The 18708-nt window shown below is 63.6% G+C and carries 15 protein-coding genes; 6 read left to right on the top strand and 9 right to left on the bottom strand.

Translation table 11 applies throughout. The annotated features are described in order from the left end of the window. Nucleotides 1-17: 17 nt before the first annotated feature. Together CXZ10_RS06180 and CXZ10_RS06175 are read right to left on the bottom strand one after the other, a co-directional pair. Complete coding sequence (locus tag CXZ10_RS06180) at nt 18-1688, bottom strand: MFS transporter (RefSeq protein ID WP_425298903.1); 1671 nt, start codon at nt 1686-1688, stop codon at nt 18-20. A 185-nt stretch (nt 1689-1873) separates the two neighbouring features. After that, entirely contained in the window at nt 1874-2689 is an 816-nt protein-coding gene (locus CXZ10_RS06175) for a YdcF family protein (RefSeq protein WP_101288189.1), read from the bottom strand. A 276-nt stretch (nt 2690-2965) separates the two neighbouring features. On the opposite strand from CXZ10_RS06175, the gene CXZ10_RS06170 reads away from it, so the two are divergent. Both CXZ10_RS06170 and CXZ10_RS06165 read left to right on the top strand, forming a co-directional pair. Next, nucleotides 2966-3316: a RidA family protein gene (locus CXZ10_RS06170; RefSeq protein ID WP_101288188.1), complete on the top strand. Its 351-nt coding sequence runs from the start codon at nt 2966-2968 to the stop codon at nt 3314-3316. A 201-nt stretch (nt 3317-3517) separates the two neighbouring features. Then, nucleotides 3518-4507 (top strand): transporter, encoded by a 990-nt coding sequence (locus CXZ10_RS06165; RefSeq protein WP_244617059.1) that lies wholly within the window; start codon nt 3518-3520, stop codon nt 4505-4507. A gap of 55 nt (nt 4508-4562) precedes the next feature. On the opposite strand, the gene CXZ10_RS06160 is transcribed toward CXZ10_RS06165, so the two are convergent. The 5 genes from CXZ10_RS06160 to CXZ10_RS06140 all read right to left on the bottom strand — a co-directional run bounded on the left by CXZ10_RS06160 (nt 4563) and on the right by CXZ10_RS06140 (nt 10877). After that, nucleotides 4563-5672 carry an ABC transporter ATP-binding protein gene (locus tag CXZ10_RS06160; protein WP_101288386.1) on the bottom strand — a complete coding sequence of 370 codons (1110 nt, stop codon included), beginning with the start codon at nt 5670-5672 and terminating at the stop codon, nt 4563-4565. A gap of 89 nt (nt 5673-5761) precedes the next feature. Then, on the bottom strand, nt 5762-7423 hold the full coding sequence (locus tag CXZ10_RS06155) for an alpha-glucosidase (RefSeq protein WP_101288385.1): 1662 nt from the start codon (nt 7421-7423) through the stop codon (nt 5762-5764). A 123-nt stretch (nt 7424-7546) separates the two neighbouring features. Next, complete coding sequence (locus CXZ10_RS06150; RefSeq protein ID WP_101288186.1) at nt 7547-8377, bottom strand: carbohydrate ABC transporter permease; 831 nt, start codon at nt 8375-8377, stop codon at nt 7547-7549. Then, nucleotides 8377-9363 carry a carbohydrate ABC transporter permease gene (locus tag CXZ10_RS06145; protein WP_101288185.1) on the bottom strand — a complete coding sequence of 329 codons (987 nt, stop codon included), beginning with the start codon at nt 9361-9363 and terminating at the stop codon, nt 8377-8379. The genes CXZ10_RS06150 and CXZ10_RS06145 overlap by 1 nt, the downstream gene beginning before the upstream one ends. 248 nt (nt 9364-9611) lie before the next feature. Further along, a complete protein-coding gene (locus tag CXZ10_RS06140) occupies nt 9612-10877 on the bottom strand; it encodes an ABC transporter substrate-binding protein (protein ID WP_101288184.1) in 1266 nt (421 codons plus the stop codon). Nucleotides 10878-11142: 265 nt separating this feature from the next. Here CXZ10_RS06140 and CXZ10_RS06135 point away from each other — a divergent pair, with 265 nt between their 5' ends. The 3 genes from CXZ10_RS06135 to cysN all read left to right on the top strand — a co-directional run bounded on the left by CXZ10_RS06135 (nt 11143) and on the right by cysN (nt 15282). Continuing rightward, entirely contained in the window at nt 11143-12213 is a 1071-nt protein-coding gene (locus CXZ10_RS06135) for a LacI family DNA-binding transcriptional regulator (RefSeq protein ID WP_143741481.1), read from the top strand. 232 nt (nt 12214-12445) lie between these two features. Then, nucleotides 12446-13354: a sulfate adenylyltransferase subunit CysD gene (gene cysD, locus CXZ10_RS06130; RefSeq protein WP_180335878.1), complete on the top strand. Its 909-nt coding sequence runs from the start codon at nt 12446-12448 to the stop codon at nt 13352-13354. Continuing rightward, entirely contained in the window at nt 13354-15282 is a 1929-nt protein-coding gene (cysN, locus tag CXZ10_RS06125) for a sulfate adenylyltransferase subunit CysN (RefSeq protein ID WP_101288182.1), read from the top strand. Before cysD ends, cysN begins: the two co-directional genes overlap by 1 nt. Nucleotides 15283-15291: 9 nt before the next feature. Here cysN and CXZ10_RS06120 read toward each other — a convergent pair whose 3' ends face one another. Then, complete coding sequence (locus tag CXZ10_RS06120; protein ID WP_101288181.1) at nt 15292-16701, bottom strand: MFS transporter; 1410 nt, start codon at nt 16699-16701, stop codon at nt 15292-15294. Nucleotides 16702-16879: 178 nt separating this feature from the next. On the opposite strand from CXZ10_RS06120, the gene CXZ10_RS06115 reads away from it, so the two are divergent. Then, nucleotides 16880-17173: an FAD assembly factor SdhE gene (locus CXZ10_RS06115; protein WP_101288180.1), complete on the top strand. Its 294-nt coding sequence runs from the start codon at nt 16880-16882 to the stop codon at nt 17171-17173. 6 nt (nt 17174-17179) lie between these two features. On the opposite strand, the gene CXZ10_RS06110 is transcribed toward CXZ10_RS06115, so the two are convergent. Further along, nucleotides 17180-18412 carry a GGDEF domain-containing protein gene (locus CXZ10_RS06110; RefSeq protein WP_143741480.1) on the bottom strand — a complete coding sequence of 411 codons (1233 nt, stop codon included), beginning with the start codon at nt 18410-18412 and terminating at the stop codon, nt 17180-17182. Between the last annotated feature and the right edge of the window lie 296 nt (nt 18413-18708).

The raw sequence follows: 18708 nt of genomic DNA, 5'->3' as shown, positions 1-18708 counted from the left end.
TTCAGACCTGTCGAAGGTCAGTAGTCGGCGTGAATGTCGTTGTCCTTGGTTTCCCGGACGAACAGCATGCCGATCACCAGCGTGGCCGCCGCCACGACGATCGGGTACCAGAGGCCGTAGTAGATGTCGCCGGTGGCCGCGACCATGGCGAAGGCCGTGGTCGGCAGGAAGCCGCCGAACCAGCCGTTGCCGATGTGATAGGGCAGCGACATCGAGGTGTAGCGAATGCGCGTCGGGAACATTTCCACCAGGATCGCGGCAATCGGGCCGTAGACCATGGTGACGTAGAGCACCAGCACGAACAGCAGCAGCGTCACCATGACGATGTTGATCTGCGCCGGGTCGGCCTTGGCGGGATAGCCAGCACCGGTAACGGCATCGGTCAGCGACTTGGTGAACACCTGGGCCGGCGTCGAGCCGTCGGTGCCGGCTTCCGTGCCGAAGGCGATCGAGGTAGCGCCGACCTTCACGGTGGCCGGCGTGCCCGCAGGAGCCGCTTCGTTGGTGTACGGCACACCCGCCTTGACCAGCGTCGACTTTGCAACGTCACAGGAGGTGGTGAACTTCGACGTTCCCACCGGGTTGAACTGGAACGAGCATTCGTTCGGGTCGGCGACGACGGTCACCGGCGCGCTGGCGACGGCCTGCTCCAGAGCCGGGTTGGCGTAGTGGGTGATACCCTTGAAGATCGGGAAGTAGGTGAGGCAGGCGAGCAGCAGACCGGCCATGATGATCGGTTTGCGTCCAATGCGGTCGGACAGTGAACCGAAGACCACGAAGAAGGGGGTGGCCAGCAGAAGCGATGCGGCGATCAGAAGATTGGCCGTCTGCGCCTCCACCTTCAGCGTCTGCGTCAGGAAGAACAGCGCGTAGAACTGGCCGGTGTACCAGACCACCGCCTGTCCAGCGACGAGGCCGAACAGGGCCAGCAGCACCACCTTGAGGTTCTTCCAGCGCCCGAAGGCTTCGGTGAGCGGCGCCTTGGAGGTCTTGCCTTCTTCCTGCATGCGGCGGAAGGCCGGGCTCTCGTTGAGCTTCAGGCGGATCCAGACGGAGATCGCCAGAAGCAGGATCGATACCAGGAAGGGAATGCGCCAGCCCCAGCTGTTGAAGTCATCGGCCGACATCGATGCGCGGCAGCCAAGAATGACCAGCAACGACATGAACAGGCCGAGCGTTGCGGTGGTCTGGATCCAGGACGTGTAGGCGCCGCGACGATGGTCGGGTGCGTGCTCGGCGACATAGGTCGCGGCACCACCATATTCGCCGCCAAGCGCCAGCCCCTGCAATAGGCGAAGCACGATCAGGATGACCGGCGCCACGATGCCGATCGCCGCGTAGTTGGGTAGGATGCCGACGATGAAAGTCGAGGCGCCCATGATGAGGATGGTGACGAGGAAGGTGTACTTGCGGCCGATCATGTCGCCGAGCCGGCCGAACACCAGCGCGCCGAACGGACGCACCGCGAAGCCGGCGGCGAAGGCCAACAAAGCGAAGATGAAAGCCGCTGTCGGATTGACACCGGAGAAGAATTGGGCGGCAATGACCGCTGACAGCGAGCCGTAAAGATAGAAATCATACCACTCGAAAACAGTGCCGAGCGACGAGGCGAAGATGACGCGCCGCTCCTCCTTTGTCATGACATATGAGGCAGGCGACTTCGTCGGGTCGACGGTGACGGATGTCATCGGTATTCCTCCCAAAACGTAACGCAACGCCCGTGTCTGCCCGGCGATCGACAGCGATCGGCGGTTCCACCCAGACTCGGGCGATGAGGCGTAATACTACGTAGGCGGGAGTTATGCGTGAAGGTACTTATAACGAATCTTTAGTCTACCAAAGGGAAGTTGAGTGAAATGCCGGAGATCTGGGCCTAACCGCCGGCCGGACGTCCCAACTCGGACGCAGCAAACTTGGCCGATCCCATGATGAGTCGCCAGGCTTCCGCCACCTCGTCGGGAATGTCGACGTGAGGCAGAAAACCCTTGCCGCGAGGGCCATAACCGTTTTCGTCATCAGTGAGCCGCTGGATCTCTCCAGTCAGAAGCGACAGGAAGCGTTCGGGTGTCCACTTGCGGCTGTTCGGGCTCTGGAGATAGTCGATACCTTCTCGTCGATAACCGATGCGCGGCACCTGTACCGGCCAGTTTACGATCGTCGGACAAGGGCCGTCGGCCCACGCCTGCCGAAACGAAGCGTCGGTGCGCCGCTGCATCAACGGGTCCTGAACGAGCAGGATCGAGGCTGGCGCAAGGCCCCGCGCGTCTAGGAACCGGCGACTGAAAAGTCCGTTCTCGCCGCAGTTGGTCGATGCGTCCTCAAGGAGCAGCCGCGACTGATCGAGGCCGAGAAACATGGCCGCGATGTCGCCGAGCAGGCGGGCCTCGGACGTCTGGCCGGCCAGTGCCTTCCGGTAGACCGGGTGAGCGTCGACGGCGGCGGCCAGCAGCCCGGTGGAATGACCGATGCCACCTGAAATCAGTAGCGGCACACCTGTCGTTCTCGCCTTCCTGACGGCGCCTTCCAGCGTCCAAAGCAGAGCATTGCCGGCCAGAACCACAAGATCGAACGTTGGAGCGTGATCCTTGTCCCGCCCCCCAAGGTCATCGAGTGCCAGAAAGCGGGCGACAGTGTTGACGGCCGCAATGTCGTCGGCGTCGAGCGGACCGTAGGGACCGAAGAAGGACATTCAAGGCTCCGCGTCTCGGGAAGGGCACCGTGAGGACCGGCGACCCAAACACAACAGCTTGTACGGGGCAGGACTTTGGCGGGCCATCCGTGGCAGCGCTCATTTTGACGGCCGGGACGCCTCTAATCGATCCAGCCTGAAAGCAGCCCGCTGCCGGAGACTTTCCCCTCGCCGGTGGACGCATGTTTTCCTGTTGCGGCCAATCTGCCGAGAAGATAGGCAACAGGCAGCCTCGCGGGCGGATGGGCCGCCTGCGCATGAGTTGGAGAGCCCGTCATGGCGATCACCCGCATCGAGCCCGGCAAGCGCATGAGCAACGCCGTCATCCACAACAAGACCGTTTATCTCGCCGGCCAGGTCGGCTCGCCGAAGGGAGATGTCAAGTCGCAGGCCGTTGAAGCTCTGGCCGAGGTGGATCGCCTGCTCGCCGCCGCCGGCACCGACAAGACGCGCGCGCTGCAGGCCATCGTCTGGCTGGCCGACATGGCCGATTTTGCCGCCATGAACGAGGTTTGGGAGGCCTGGGTGGCTCCGGGCAATACGCCGGCGCGCGCCACCGGCGAGGCCAAGCTGGCCGCTCCCGAGTACAAGGTCGAGTTCATCATCACTGCCGCGCTGCCGGACTGATCCGGCACCCCGGCAATACCGTCGCATCCGCCGCTGGGCTCACGGTTCGGTCGGCGGGTGCGTTAACGGCAAGCCCGTAGCGCCGATCCACGGCGGGCCGGAGCCGAATGCATTCCGCCCGCGACCGGGATGGAAGACCGTCACTCTCGCGTGCTATCAGGAAAAACGCGGCTCGCCGCGCCTGTCAGGAGTGCCTGGTCCTTGCTCAACACCGAGATTCCCGGCTTTGTCTGGGCCTATCGTTTCGATGCCGCGACCGGCACCGGCCGGCCGTTGCCGCCGACCACGCCCCGCGAAGACCTTATCGTCGACGAGGGTTTCGTCTGGCTGCATCTGGCCCTCAGCGACGCGCGGGTGCCGAAGTTTCTGGAAGGCTTTCCCGATCTTCCCGAGGCGGCACGGGCCACGCTGACCGACCGCGACAACCACGTGGTGCTCGCATCCGACGATGGCGTGCTGCACGGGGTGTTCACCGATATCGAGCGCGCGTTCGATTACGAGACCAACGACATCGGCTGGTTCCGCTTCGCCGCATCGGAGCGGCTGATCGTCACGGCCCGGTTGCATCCGTTGCGTTGCGTCGAGGCGGCGCGTCTCGCCGTTGACCGCGGCCTCGCCATTCATGGGACGGTGGGTGTGTTCGCCGCCGTCGTCACGGAGTTCGAGAAGGTGGTGGACGCCCTCATCGTCGAGATGGGCGACGAGCTCGACCGCATCGAGGACTATGTCTTCGAGACGGCGCCGCGCGACGAGCGCCGACGTCTCGGTCCGGTCCGGCGAACCATCGTGCGACTGAATCGCCAGCTCAGGGCGTCGGTTGCGCTGTTCCGTCGCTACCAGCGTTGGGACGAACCCGATCCCCTGCCGACGGGTACGGTCGAAATGGCTGAGACGATGGCCGATCTGCTCGGATCGGCGCTACAGGAAATGCAAGGGCTGCAGGATCGGGCACGTCTTCTGCACGAGGAAATCGACTCCAAGATCTCCTCGGAAACCAACCGGCATCTCTACATTCTCTCGATCATGACGGCCTTTCTGCTGCCGCCAACCCTGGTTACCGGCTTCTTCGGCATGAACACCGGCGGCTTGCCTTTCGCCGGTGAACATTTCGGAACGGTGTTCGCCTTCCTGCTGGGCGGAATGTCGGTGTGGGGTGCCTGGTGGTTCCTGAAAAGGGTCGGCATTCTCTAAAAAAAACGCGGCCACCCCGAAGGGCGGCCGGTGGAATCCGCGCCAAGGGCGTCGTTCACTCGGCGGCGCGCGACAGCCGCATGCGGGGGAAGGCGACGCCGTTCTCGTCGAAGAGATGCAGACGGTCGGCCGGCGCCGTCACGCTCAGCCGTGCGCCTTTGGCGATATCGACATCGCCGTCGATCTTGACGGTGATTGGGTCGGGAAGGCCGGTGTCGAGATAGACGAGGGTCACTTCGCCGAGCTTTTCGACGATCGATACCGTGCCAGTGAAGAGGCCCGGCCCATCGGTGGGCGTCAGGTCCTCGGGGCGAACGCCGAAGGTGGCCTTGGCGTCGAGATAGGTGGCGGCAACGTCGGCGTTGACGGTCACCGGGTTGCCGGTGTCCGGCTGCACCGTTGCCGGCGCCCCGGCGCTGGTAATCGTCGCCGACACGATATTCATGGCCGGCGAGCCGATGAATCGGGCGACGAAGAGGTTGTCCGGCGTATGGTAGAGTTCCATCGGAGTACCGACCTGTTCAACCACGCCGTAGTTCAGCACCACGATCCGGTCGGCCAGCGTCATCGCTTCTACTTGATCGTGCGTGACGTAGATCATCGTCGTGTCGGCCATGCGCTCGTGCAGCTTGGCGATTTCGAGCCGCGTGGCGACACGCAACGCCGCATCGAGGTTGGACAGAGGCTCGTCGAACAGGAACACCTTGGGGTCGCGGACAATCGCCCGTCCGATGGCGACACGCTGCCGCTGGCCGCCGGAAAGCTGCTTGGGCAAACGGTCGAGATAGGGCGTGATCTGCAGCATCTCCGCCGCTTCCCGCACACGTTTGTCCTGTTCACCCGGCAATGCCTTGGCGAGCTTCAGGCCGAAAGCCATGTTCTCGTAGACCGTCATATGCGGGTAGAGCGCATAGCTCTGGAACACCATGGCGATGCCACGCTTGGAGGGCGGCAGCGTATTGACCACGGTGCCGCCAATCTCCAACGTTCCCTCGGTGATGTCTTCGAGCCCGGCGATCAGCCGAAGCAGCGTCGACTTGCCGCAACCCGAGGGGCCGACGAAGACGACGAACTCGCCGGACTTGATATCCAGATCGATGCCGTGCAGCACCTGCACGGAACCGTAGGCCTTCTTGACTTGCTTGAGCTTCAGTCCGGCTGCCATGCGCAGTTCCTCCCGCATTCGCGAAGGGTTCTCCCAAACCCGGTTCCTGGAGCCCGGCCGCTGCAGAGGCGGCCGGGTCGTTGTTCAGATCATTTCACCTTGGCGATGAAGGCGCTCTCGGCCGGCAGGGTCACCATGCCCTCGACCACGCGCGAGGCGAAGCCGATGCCGGCGGTCTCCGACACCGCAAGGCCCAAGGGTACCGGGAAGCCGGCCCCCGTCTTTCCGAAGTTGAAGACGCAGAGCACCTTCTCGCCGGCCGCCTCGCGCAGGAAAGCGAGGGTGTCGCCATCGGAGTCCAGGAAGCGCACCGAACCCTTTGTGAGCGCCGGGCTCGTCTTGCGCCAGCCGATCATCGCTTTGTAGAGCTCATACTGGCTGTCCGCCTTGCCAACCTGCTGATCGACGGCCTTGGCGAGGTGGGCCTGCGGCACCGGCAGCCAGGGCTTGGCGGGCGAGAAGCCGGCGTTGGCGGCTTCCGCTTCCCAGACCATGGGCGTGCGGCACCCGTCGCGCCCCTTGAACTCCGGCCAGAAGCGGATGCCATAGGGGTCGACCAGATCCTCGAAGGCCAGATCCGCCTCGGTGAGGCCGAGTTCGTCGCCCTCGTAAATGCAGACCGAGCCACGCAGGCTGAGATGCAGGGTGGCCATCAGCTTGCCCTGCTGCGCCGGGTTCTGCGCGAAGGGCAGGTGGCGCGTCGCATAACGGACGACATCGTGGTTGGACAGCGCCCAGCAAGGCCAGGCGTCACCGGCGCCGGCCTCGAAGGTCTTGAGCGTCTTTTCGATATAGGTCCGTGACGGCTCGCCGCCCAGGAGATCGAAGGTGTAGCTCATATGCAGCTTGTCGCCGCCCGAGGTGTAGGCGATCATCGTCTTGAGCGACCGGTCGCCGTCGCCGATCTCACCCACCGTGGTGGAGCCGGGATACTGGTCGAGCAGCTTGCGCATCCGCTTCAGGAAATCGAGATTTTCCGGCTGGCTCTTGTCGTAGACATGGTCCTGGCGGAGATAGGGATTGACCCTTGGCGCGTCGATGGCATCGACCGGCCGCGTCTGCGGCGGGTTGGGGCGCAGGTCCTTGTCGTGGAAATAGAAGTTCACGGTGTCCAGGCGGAAGCCGTCGACGCCGAGATCGAGCCAGAACTTCAGCACGTCCAAGAGCGCGTCCTGCACCGCGGGGGTGTGGAAGTTGAGGTCGGGCTGGCTCGATAGGAAGTTATGCAGGTAATACTGGCAGCGGCGGGTATCCCACTCCCAGGCCGAGCCGCCGAACACCGACAGCCAGTTGTTGGGTGGGGTGCCGTCAGGCTGGGCGTCCGCCCAGACATACCAGTCCGCCTTGGCGTTGATCTGGTCTTTTCGGCTTTCCGCGAACCAGGGATGCTGGTCCGACGTATGGCTCAGTACCTGGTCGATGATGACCTTGATGCCGCGCCGATGGGCCGCGGCCACCATCTTCCGGAAATCGTCTAGGGTGCCGAAGATCGGATCGATATCGCAATAGTCGGAAACATCGTAGCCGAAATCCTTCATCGGTGACTTGAAGAAGGGCGACAGCCAGATGGCGTCAACGCCCAGATCTTCGAGGTAGCCGAGACGTGCCGTGACACCGGCGAGGTCGCCGATGCCGTCGCCATTGGAGTCCTGGAACGAGCGCGGATAGATCTGGTAGATCACCGCGCCCCGCCACCAATCGGGATCGGTGGCCCTGTCGATGCTGGCGACGGCTTTTTCGAGGGTAGTCATTCCTGTCGGTCTTTCTCTCTCATCGATGCCGGCGGGGAGGGCGTCGGCATGGTCCATCTTGTCCGAGCGCCGCCGCCGGCGCAAAGCGCTTTCATCGCTTCGCTCCGGTCGGGGCGTCCTTTCCTAGCCCTTGACGCCGCCGGCCGTCAGCCCCTGCACGATCTTGCGCTGGAAGATCAGCACGAGAACCACGAGCGGCACCGTGACGATGACCGACGCCGCCATGATGCGGCCCCAGGGAATCTCATACTGGCTCGCCCCGGACAGCAGCGCGATGGCCACCGGCACCGTCCTCGTCTGGTTGGACGAGGTGAAGGTCAACGCGAACAGGAACTCGTTCCAGGCGGCAATGAAGGCGAGCAGGCCGGTCGTCACCAACGCTGGCCACATCAGCGGCATGAACACCTTGCTGATGATGACCCATGGGCTGGCGCCGTCGACGATGGCCGCCTCCTCGATCTCCACCGGCAGGTCGCGCATGAAGGTGGTCAGCACCCAGACTGTGAAGGGCAGGGTGAAGATCGTGTAGGAGAAGATCAGGGCGAACGGCGTGTTGAAGAGGCCGAAGGCGCGAACGAGCTCGAACAGGCCGGCCAGCACGGCGATCTGCGGGAACATCGACACGGCCAGGATGGTCATCAGCAGGAGCCCGCGCCCCCGGAAGCTGACGCGGGCCAGCGCGAAGGCGGCGGTGACGGCGAGAAACAGCGCCAGGACCACCACCGAGGTCGCCACCAGGATCGAGTTGCCGAGATTGCGGACGAACACACCGGTGGTCAGCACCGCGATATAGTTGTCGAGGGTGAAGTGGGTCGGCAGGTAGTTGATCTCGAACAGCGCCGTGCCGGATTTGAAGCTCGTCAGGATCGCGTAATAAAACGGAAAGACCGAGACGAAGACGATGACCGCCACGAGGAGATAGAAGGAGGCGGTCTTGGTATAGGTCCAGAGCATCACCGGTCTCCTCCGTCAAAACGCACCTTGCCGAGCCAGATGTAGAGGATGGTCATCAGCGCGATGATCAGGAACAGCATGGTCGACTGCGCCGAGCCATAGGCGAACTTGTCGAAGTCGATCAGGTTTTCGCGCGCCAGAACAGAGATCGTCTTGGTTTGCGAACTGTTGGGCGTCAAAACGTAGATCAGGTCGAAGATGCGCATGGCGTCGAGCAGGCGGAAGATCACCGCCACCATCAGCGCCGGCCGGACCAGCGGCAGCGTCACCCGCCAGAAGGTCTTGACCGGGTGGACGCCATCAATGGCCGCCGCCTCATAGATGTCGCGAGGGACCATCTGCAGGCCCGCGAGGATGAGCAGCGCCATGAAGGGTGTCGTCTTCCAGACGTCGACGATCAGCACGGCGATCATTGCCGTGTCGGACGAGGCGGTCCAGGCGATCTTGTGATCGATGAGGCCGAACATCAGCAGCACGTCGTTGATGATGCCGAACTGGTCATTCAGCATCCAGCCCCACATGCGGGCCGAGACGATGGTCGGGATGGCCCAGGGAATGAGAATGGCGGCGCGCACGATGCCGCGTCCCTTGAACTCCGCGTTGAGCACCAGCGCGACGACGGTGCCGAGGATGGTCTCCAGCGTCACCGAGATGACCGAGAAGCGGACCGTGTTCCAGACGGCGTTCCACCAGACCGGATCGGCCAGAAGGCCGGACCAGATGACGCGTCCGCTCTTCAGCACCGTCCAGTTGAGGTAGTTCTTGAAGCCGATGAGTTCGGCGCCGTAGAGATTGGTCAGCGAGGCGTTGGTGAACGAGAAATAGATCGTCCTGAGGAGCGGCCACCCGGCGACGATGGCAAGCGCGACCAGCATCGGAACCAGGAACCAGCCGGCGGCCCTCAGGCGCTGGCGCATCAGCTCGGACCTGGCCCGCTTGGCATGTCCGGTCGGCACGATCCGGATCGTCGATTGTGTGGAAGCCATGGCAATTCCTGCGATGGAGTGCGGAAGGCATCGGCCCGCCCCGGGGCGGTACCGGTCACGCGCAAACCCGGAAACGAAAAAGGTCTCCGGCAGCCGTCATTGTCGGCTGAAATCGTCTGAAAGCGATGGACCGTCGGCGCCGTGAATCTACCGACGGGCGGAGTGCGCGGAACTGCGCGCTCCGGAAAGGCTCGGCCGTCCGATCGCCGAGGGGGAAGACGTCGGACGGCCGGCGAGCGGAGCTCGGCTTACCAGCCGGACCCCTTGAGCTCGGTCAGCTTGGCCTCGAGGAGCTCGAGGTTTTCGGCGGCGGTGCCGTTGCCCGACAGCGTGTCGTGCACGGCCGACCAGAACAGCGAGGACACCTCGTTGTACTTGACCTTGGTCGGCGCCGACGGACGCGGCACGGCATTCATGAACACCTCTTTCCACTGCGGAATGATCGGCGCGGCCTTGGCCACGTCGGCATCATCGTAGAGCGAGACGATGGTCGGCAGGTTCGTCTGCTGGATGGCGCGGTTCTTCTGGATTTCCGTCGAGCCGAGGAACAGGGCGAGCTGGATCGCCTCGTCAGGGTGCTTGGAATACTTGGAAACCGCGAAGTTCCAACCGCCCAGTGTGGCGGCCGGCTTGTCGCTCTCCGTTGCCGACGGCAAGGTGGCGACGCCGAACTTGCCCTTGACCGCGCTGTCATCGCCGTTGCCGAGGGCATAGGCGTAAGGCCAGTTGCGCATGAACACCGCATTGCCGGTCTGCCAGACGCCGCGCGCTTCCTCTTCCTGATAGGCGAGGACGCCCGGCGGCGAAATGGTTCCGACCCAGCTCTTGGCCGTTTCAAGGGCCTTGGCCGCCTTCTCGTTGTTGATGGAAATGTCGCCGTTGGCCTCGACGATCTGGCCGCCGCCGAACGACTTCACCCATTCCAGCGCGTTGCAGGTGAGGCCTTCATAGGCGTTGCCCTGGAAGACGAAGCCCCAGAGGTCCTTGGCGCCGGCCTCACGTTCCTTGTCCTGGATTTCCTTGGCTGTCGCGGCCATCTCATCCCAGGTCTTGGGAACCGACTTGCCATACTTGTCGAGCAGGTCCTTGCGGTAGAACAGCGCCGGCGCGTCAGTGAAGCCGGGAATGGCGACCAACTTGCCATTGGCCGTCTGGGACTCGATGATCGAGGGGAAATGATCCTTGACGACATCCTTGGCGGCGTCGGTCAGGTCGAGGAACTGGTCGGAGAGCTGCGGCGCCCAGATGACGTCGGTCATGTAGACGTCGATATCGGCGTTGCCGGCGGCCAGCCACAGACGGTACTGGCCGAACTGATCGCTGGTCGAGGGCGGCATTGGGACAATTTTGACCGTGTTGCCGGTCTTGGCCTCGAACTGCTTCAACTGGCTCTGCAGGAACGCCAGTCCGTTGCCGGAGTCGCCGGACACGATCGCAAGCTCGGCGGCCATCGTGAGGGATGCGCTGAAAACCGCACCGGCGAAAAGACCGGCACGCAGGGCTGAGTGATACATCAAGTCCTCCCTTGAATGCGGCACTTCTCCCGAATGCCGCAACTGGGTACGAAGCGCTCTAAAACCTCCAAAGCGCTTTGAACGCTGAGATCATCCTTGAAAGCCGTTCACCTGTCAACTGGTCAATGTAACCGTTTGCAGAGGAGATTTCCGGTACCAGGTTCCGCGTATTCGATGATGCCGATCCTTTGAGCAGGCTGGACAATGGGTGTAACAATACCGCTACAAATGATAAGGCAGGCCCATCGGCGTCGGCTCCCGGTCCATGGGGGAAGAACGAGACGGCTTCCGATGGCGACGGAAATTGACAATGAATCTTAAGGAATTGGCCGCCGAGCTGCACCTGTCGCAGACGACCGTCAGTCGCGCGCTTAACGGGTACCCAGAAGTCAGCGAAAAGACCCGGGAAATCGTTCTCGCCGCAGCGCAACGTTTCGGATATCGCCCCAGTCCGGCGGCCCGGCGGCTCGCAACCGGGCGTGCCCACGCTTTAGGCGTCGTGTTCAACGCCGAGCGAAATGCGCTCATGGATCCGCTTTTCGTCGAATACTTGGCCGGCGTGGCCGAAACGAGCGCCAAGCAGGGCTTCGATATTCTAATCAGTCCCTCGACGCCGCGCGACGAGATTGTCACCTTCGGACGCTTGGCCCGCGATGGTACGGTCGACGTCGTCATTCTGACAGGTCCCAAGGTTGCCGACGAGCGGATTGCCTTGCTCAGCGAGCTGAAGTTTCCCTTCGTCGTGCACGGCCGTCCCCCGGACCCGGTCGGCATTTCCTTCATCGACATCGACAACTTCGGTGCCTTCCAGCAGGCAACCAGCTTCCTGATCCAGCTCGGCCATCGGCGCGTCATGCTGATCAACGGCGAGGAGCATTTCACCTTTGCCCAGGACCGGTCGCGGGGCGCCGCCGTCGCCTTCGCCGCCGCCGGCCTGCCGAGCGACATGCTCGATGAGCATTTCATGCCCATGACGGCCGAGAACGCCTATCGTTGCGCCCGCCAGGCGCTGGAAAGCGACGCTCGGCCGACAGCCATCCTGTGCGGCTCCATTCTGGTGGCGCTCGGCGTGCTGCGGGCAGCCGCCGAACTCGGTCTGGAAGTGCCGCGCGACCTCTCCATCGTCGCCCATGACGACGAGATGCCCGCCTTTCCCGCCGATCAGTTCCACCCGCAGCTTACAACGACGCGGTCGTCGATCCGCGCCGCCGGCACGCGTGTGGCGGAGATGGCTCTGGCTCGCGTCGCCGGGCAGAAGCCGGGCGCGGTGGCCGAGGTGTGGCCGGTGCAGCTTATCGTGCGCGGGTCGACGGCCGCCGCGCCCGAGAAGGGTTGAGGTCGATTGCCATTAGAATACTAATCTAATAGGCCATAGGATTTATTGGCTCGTATCCGCTGCCAGCCAAGACAAAACGCTACAGAAGGAAAGATTTTCTCTTTTCTCCTTTGGCCGGAGTGCGCGCTTTCTTGAGAGCAATGAGGGGGCTTGGTACCGCTTCGCCATTATCTTCGGCCAAAGGGGCTGGGGAGGGAAGCCGCGACGCCGGTCGCGCCCGAGGTGAGTTCAGGTGTCCCAGGATCGTCTGACCCATTTGAAGCGTCTTGAAGCGGAAGCCATCCACATCATCCGCGAGGTTGCGGCCGAGTTCCGCAATCCGGTGATGCTCTATTCCATCGGCAAGGACAGCTCGGTCATGCTGCGCCTGGCTCTCAAGGCTTTCTATCCCGGCAAGTTGCCGTTCCCGCTGCTGCACGTCGACACCACCTGGAAGTTCCGCGAGATGATCGCCTTCCGCGACGCGACGGTGAGAGAGGAAGGGCTCGATCTCCTGGTCCATACCAACCAGGATGGCGTCGCCGCCGGCATCACTCCGTTCACCCACGGCTCGTCGGTCTATACCAACATCATGAAGACCGATGCACTGAAACAAGCGCTGACGGCGCACGGCTTCGATGCGGCCTTTGGCGGTGCCCGCCGTGACGAGGAGAAGAGCAGGGCGAAGGAACGCGTCTTTTCCTTCCGCACCGAAAGTCACGCCTGGGACCCCAAGAACCAGCGTCCCGAGCTCTGGCACCTCTACAACTCCCGCGTCCGGCCAGGTGAGAGCATCCGCGTCTTCCCGCTGTCCAACTGGACCGAGCTCGATATCTGGCAGTACATCCTGCTCGAGAAGATCCCGATCGTGCCGCTCTACTTCTCCGCCGAGCGTCCGGTGGTGAACCGGGGCGGCCAATGGATCATGGTCGATGACGATCGCCTGCCGCTTCAACCGGGCGAGACGCCCGAGCTGCGCCGGGTCCGCTTCCGCACGCTCGGCTGCTACCCCTTGACCGCCGCCGTCGAGAGCGATGCGGCGACCCTGCCGGAAATCGTCCGCGAGATGCTGATTGCCAGGACGTCCGAGCGGTCTGGCCGCCTGATTGACCACGACGATTCCGCCTCCATGGAAAAGAAGAAGCGCGAAGGCTATTTCTGATGAACGCCATCGACCCGAACGTCACCGCCGACGCCTCCGCCTTCACCGATTATCTCGGCCGGCACGAGAAAAAGAGCCTGCTGCGTTTCCTTACCTGTGGTTCGGTTGACGACGGCAAGTCGACGTTGATCGGCCGGTTGCTCTATGATTCCAAGCTGCTGTTCGAAGACCAGCTCCTGAGCCTGGAGAAAGACTCGCGCAAGCACGGTACCGTCGGCGACGACATCGACCTCGCATTGCTCGTCGACGGCCTGGAAGCCGAACGCGAGCAGGGCATCACCATCGACGTCGCCTATCGCTTCTTCTCGACGGACAAGCGCAAGTTCATTGTCGCCGACACGCCCGGCCATGAGCAGTATACCCGCAACATGGCGACCGGCGCCTCCACGTCCGACCTCGCGGTGATCCTCATCGACGCGCGGCGTGGCGTGCTGACCCAGACCCGCCGCCACTCCTTCATCGTGTCGCTGGTCGGCATCCGCCACGTGGTGCTGGCGGTCAACAAGATCGACCTCGTCGACTTTTCCGAAGCCATCTTCGAGGACATCGTCGCCGACTACCGGGCCTTTGCCGCCGATCTCGGCTTTGAGACGCTGACGGCCATTCCGCTCAGCGCCCGCTATGGCGACAACGTGCTGGAGCGCAGCCTTCGCATGCCCTGGTATTCGGGTCCGACGCTGGTCGAACACCTGGAAAACGTGGCGGTCGATGACGACGCGTCCACCAGGGCATTCCGTCTGCCGGTGCAGTGGGTTAACAGGCCCAATCTCGACTTTCGCGGCTTTTCGGGCACTATCGCCTCGGGAACCGTGCGGCGGGGCGACGCCGTGGTGGTGGCCAAGTCCGGCAGGACGTCCACCGTGAAGTCCATCGTTACCTTCGATGGCGACCTCGACGCCGCGTCGGCCGGCGAGGCGGTGACTCTGACGCTCGCCGACGAGATCGACATTTCGCGTGGCGACGTTTTGTCCGGCACCACCGACCGGCCGGAGGTGTCCGACCAGTTCGCCGCCCATCTGATCTGGATGGCCGACGAGCCGCTCTTACCCGGACGTCCCTATCTTCTCAAGATCGGCGCCCGTCAGGTTACAGCGCAGGTGACGTCCATCCGGCACAAGATCGACGTCAATACCGGTGGCGAACTGCCGGCGAGGAGCCTTGCTCTCAACGAAGTCGGCGTCGCCAACCTTTCCTTGTCCGAACCTGTCGCTTTCGACCCCTACGCTGTCAATCGTGAGACAGGAGCCTTCATCGTCATCGATCGGCTGTCCAACCTCACCGTCGGGGCCGGCATGATCGATCATGGGCTTCGCCGGGCCGGCAACATCCATTGGCAGGCGCTGGATGTCGACAAGCGGGCACGGGCATTGGCTAAGGGGCAGAAGCCGGCCGTCGTCTGGTTCACCGGCCTCTCTGGTGCCGGCAAGTCCACCATTGCCAACCTCGTCGAGAAGAAGCTGACGGCGCTTGGCCGCCACGCCTATATCCTCGACGGCGACAACGTGCGCCACGGTCTCAACCGCGATCTCGGCTTCTCGGACGCTGATCGCGTGGAGAACATCCGCCGCGTCGCCGAGACGGCCAAGCTGTTCGTCGATGCTGGCCTGATTGTGCTGGTGTCCTTCATCTCGCCGTTCCGCGCCGAGCGGCAGCTGGCGCGCGAGCTAGTGGAGGACGGCGAGTTCGTCGAGGTGTTCGTCGACACGCCGCTCGACGTGGCAGAGGCGCGCGACCCCAAGGGGCTCTACGCCAAGGCGCGAGCCGGCGAGATCGCCCGCTTCACCGGCGTCTCCTCGCCTTACGAGGCGCCCGATCGGCCTGAGATCTGTCTCGATACCACCGCGGAGGCCGCCGACCTCCTGGCCGAGCGCGTCGTTGCCTATCTGCAGGCCGTCGGCATCGTCCCCGGCGCCGACGTGATGATCTGACGCCTGGAGTTATATCGTTGGGCCGGCCCGATGAAGCCGGCCCATGCGAAGCGCTAGGGCGAGAGGCGGCAGCGCCAGCAGCACGGCGGAGGCGAAGGCGACGATCATCGCGAAGCGAAGCCCTTCAGGCGAGCGATCGGTGGCGAAGCCCGCGAGATTGCCGACGAGACCGAACACCGCCGAGCCCGCCGCATAACCGGCCGATTGCAGCGTCGGAAGAAGCGCTGACGCCTTGTCTCGCTCACCTTCGGGGTGGGTTTCCATGACCACCTGGCAAAGGCTGCCCCAGGCTATGCCCATGCCGAGGCCGATCACCAGTTGACCGAGCATGACCAGCGAGAGGAGGAGTTGGGTCATGGAGGCAAGACCGACCAGTAATCCCACCACCACCACGGAGGTTCCGATGGCGACGAACCGCAACCGTCTTGCCATGCCGTCATAGTTGGCGACGGTCACCGCCCCGGTGCTCCAGGCGACGGCCAGAATGGCGCCGATGCCACCGGCCACGGCCGGCCCATATCCCCATAGGTGCTGCACCGCGTAGACGAGAAACACGCCGGTGACCGATTGGGCGAGCGGCAGCAGGAAGATCGCCCACAGGCCCACCCCCGCTACGCTCGAAAAGCCGAAGGCGCCACGCGGCAGGATCGATACGCGAGCGGAAAGATCGATGCGCACGGCAGCGGTCAGGCAGAGAGCGGCACCCGCCACCACCAGAGCGGCCTGCCACGGCTCCTCGAGCGCGACGGCGGCGACCGAGATGGCCATCATGGCTACCGCCACCAGTCCCAGTCTCAGGCCGGGAAAGATGCCGGCATCTTGGTCGCGCTCCTCCTGTGGCACCGCCATGTGAACCAGCACCAGGAATATGGCGACGATCGGCAGGTTGACGAGGAAGGCGGCGCGCCAGCTCACGAACTCGGTGATCACGCCAGCCAATACCGGACCGCCGAAGGCCGCGGCGGCCCAGACGATCGCCTCGGCACCGAACAGCTTGGAAACCAGCCGCGACGGAAAGAGCTGGGGGATCAGCGCGAAAGCAACGGCGGCAACGAGGCCCTCGCCAGCCCCCTGAATCGCGCGGCCGACCAGCACGAGCTCCATGCTGGGCGACAGGGCTGCGGCGAGCGTGCCGACGGCGAACACGCCACTTGCCACGAACAGACAGGGCCGCGCGCCGAAGCGCGCCTTGAGGAGCGGTGCCGAGGCGCCGGCGGTGATCGAGGCGACGATATAGACGGTGAGCGTCCAGGAAAGGTAGGCCTCGCCATGCAACTCGTCCACCGCCGTCGGCATCGCCGTCGATACCAGGAAGGCATTGAAGGCGAAGATGGCCGCGGCGAGCATCAACGTCAGCGAGGCAGCGAGGTAGGCCGGCGCGACAAGCTCGGACCAGCGGCCGGAAGAAGCGGAACTCATGACGGAAAAAGCCGAGACAGTGCTTGAAAAGGTTGCCTCCTATAGCAGCCTTCGGCAGTCGCGGATATGGCGGACAACCGGCGATGGTTTACTTTCACCGGAAGTATCGGCTAACAGACGAGGACAAGACGGCTCCTTGCGCGCCGAAGGTCCTGATCGATTTCCGGGAGACACACCGATGTCCGGGCTCAGCCGCACGTCCGACGATCTTTCGCCGCGACGCCGGAAAATTCTCTATCACGCCTGGCACCGCGGCACGCGCGAGCTGGATCTTCTGCTCGGCCGCTTCGCCGACAGTGCCATCGGCGAGTTGACCGATGGCGAACTCGATGAGTTCGAGGCCCTGTTGGAGGTCGACGATCGTGAGCTGTTCGGCTGGATCCTGGGCAAGGCGCCGGTGCCGGAGAGCGCGTCGAAGGGAGTGTTCGCCAAGGTGCTGGCCTTCGCTCAATCCCATCCTCTGACCGGCTGAGACGGTTCAGACTGCCGCGGATACCGCCTTGCCAACCCGGTCATCGCAAGCAACCGCTATCTGCCTGCGCGGCGGGCACCAGCGATAGACGGCGACGCGGTCGCGGCCGTCGCTCTTGGCCTTGTAGAGAGCCACGTCCGCCGCGCTGTGGAGCGCCTCGTAATCGGGACCGACCTCCGCGATATCGGCGACCCCGACACTGACCGTGATGCGGAGTTGATCCTTGACGGTTTTCAATGCGAAGGCCCGGGTGAGCTGACGGATATGCTCGGCGAGCACGGTCGCCGTGGTCGCATCGCCATCGGGCAGGAAAAGGGCGAACTCCTCGCCGCCGATCCGGGCGGCGACGGCCCGATCGGGCGTCGCGTTGGCGAGAATGCCGGCGAACTCGACCAGCGCACGATCACCGGTCAGGTGACCATGCGTGTCGTTGATGCGCTTGAAGTGATCGAGATCGAACAGGATCAGCGCACCGCGGTTCGGGGCGCCGGCCAGATGCGACAGAACGTCGTCCAGAAACCGACGGCGGTTGGCGAGCCCGGTCAGTCCGTCGGTTTCCGCCGCCATGCGATACCGCCGCTCCGAGCGCTGCCCGACCAGAGCCAGCTGAAGGACGCCGAAGAAGACGATGAAGCCGGTCGACCCGATCAGCGTCAGAGCAATCGGCGTGCCGGTGGGCAGGACGGCGGTGGACGAATTGAGAGGCGAAATCAGGAGATAGATAACGCGCGCCAATAACAGCGCCTGCTGGACGACGATGGCCGCGGTTGTCAGCGATAGAGCCGGCAATGGTTCCTTCCGCTGGTGGGCGACGAGATCCGACGCGACCATCAGGAGATAAATGAACTGGATGGCCGAAACGACGTGTACCCTGAGGTTGATGTCGGCGAACAGCTGCCGATCGCAGGCGAAGGCCAGCCAGGCCAATCCGCCAAGCGCGGCCAGAAGAAGATCATGACGACCGACCTTGCCTAGGAAGCGGCGATAGCCGAGCCAGACGAGGCCCAGCGCCAGCAACAGGAACGTGTTGCTGACTACAACGGACAGGAAAGCCGGGATGGCACCGCGCAACCCGGCCATCACCATGGATAGCGTCGTGAGACCGTAGGCGATGCCCCACAGGAGGACGCTGACTTCGTTCCTCACGGCCCGCCAAGTCAGAAGATGGCTGGCCGACACGCAGGCGCCGGTGACGGCGGCGGCGATCAGCAGGGACGGCACATGCAGAAGCGTGCTCACCACGGGATCCTTTTCGGTATCGACCGACAAAAATCGCCTGCCAGGGAGGGGCGGGCCCTGATAACCCTTTATAGGGCCACCGCTAAACGGATTGCCCTACGGATATGGAAAAATACCAAGCGTGCTGAAGAATGAATGAACGGGACCTGTGTCGCCACCTCGCCATAGGCTCCTCCAGGGTCGTCTCGGTGGGATTGCCTGAACCAGGCTCGTTCGATGAATCGCTAACTCATTGTAATTTATTGATTTACCGTTCCGCTGTGGGGTTTCCTTTTGCCTCGGGATGCTTTAGAAGA

The sequence above is a fragment of the Pleomorphomonas diazotrophica genome, from assembly GCF_002844595.1.
GTDB classification, from domain to species: Bacteria; Pseudomonadota; Alphaproteobacteria; order Rhizobiales; family Pleomorphomonadaceae; genus Pleomorphomonas; species Pleomorphomonas diazotrophica.
Note: the sequence above shows the minus strand (reverse complement) of the source record. Positions and strands in the feature narration are given on the sequence as shown.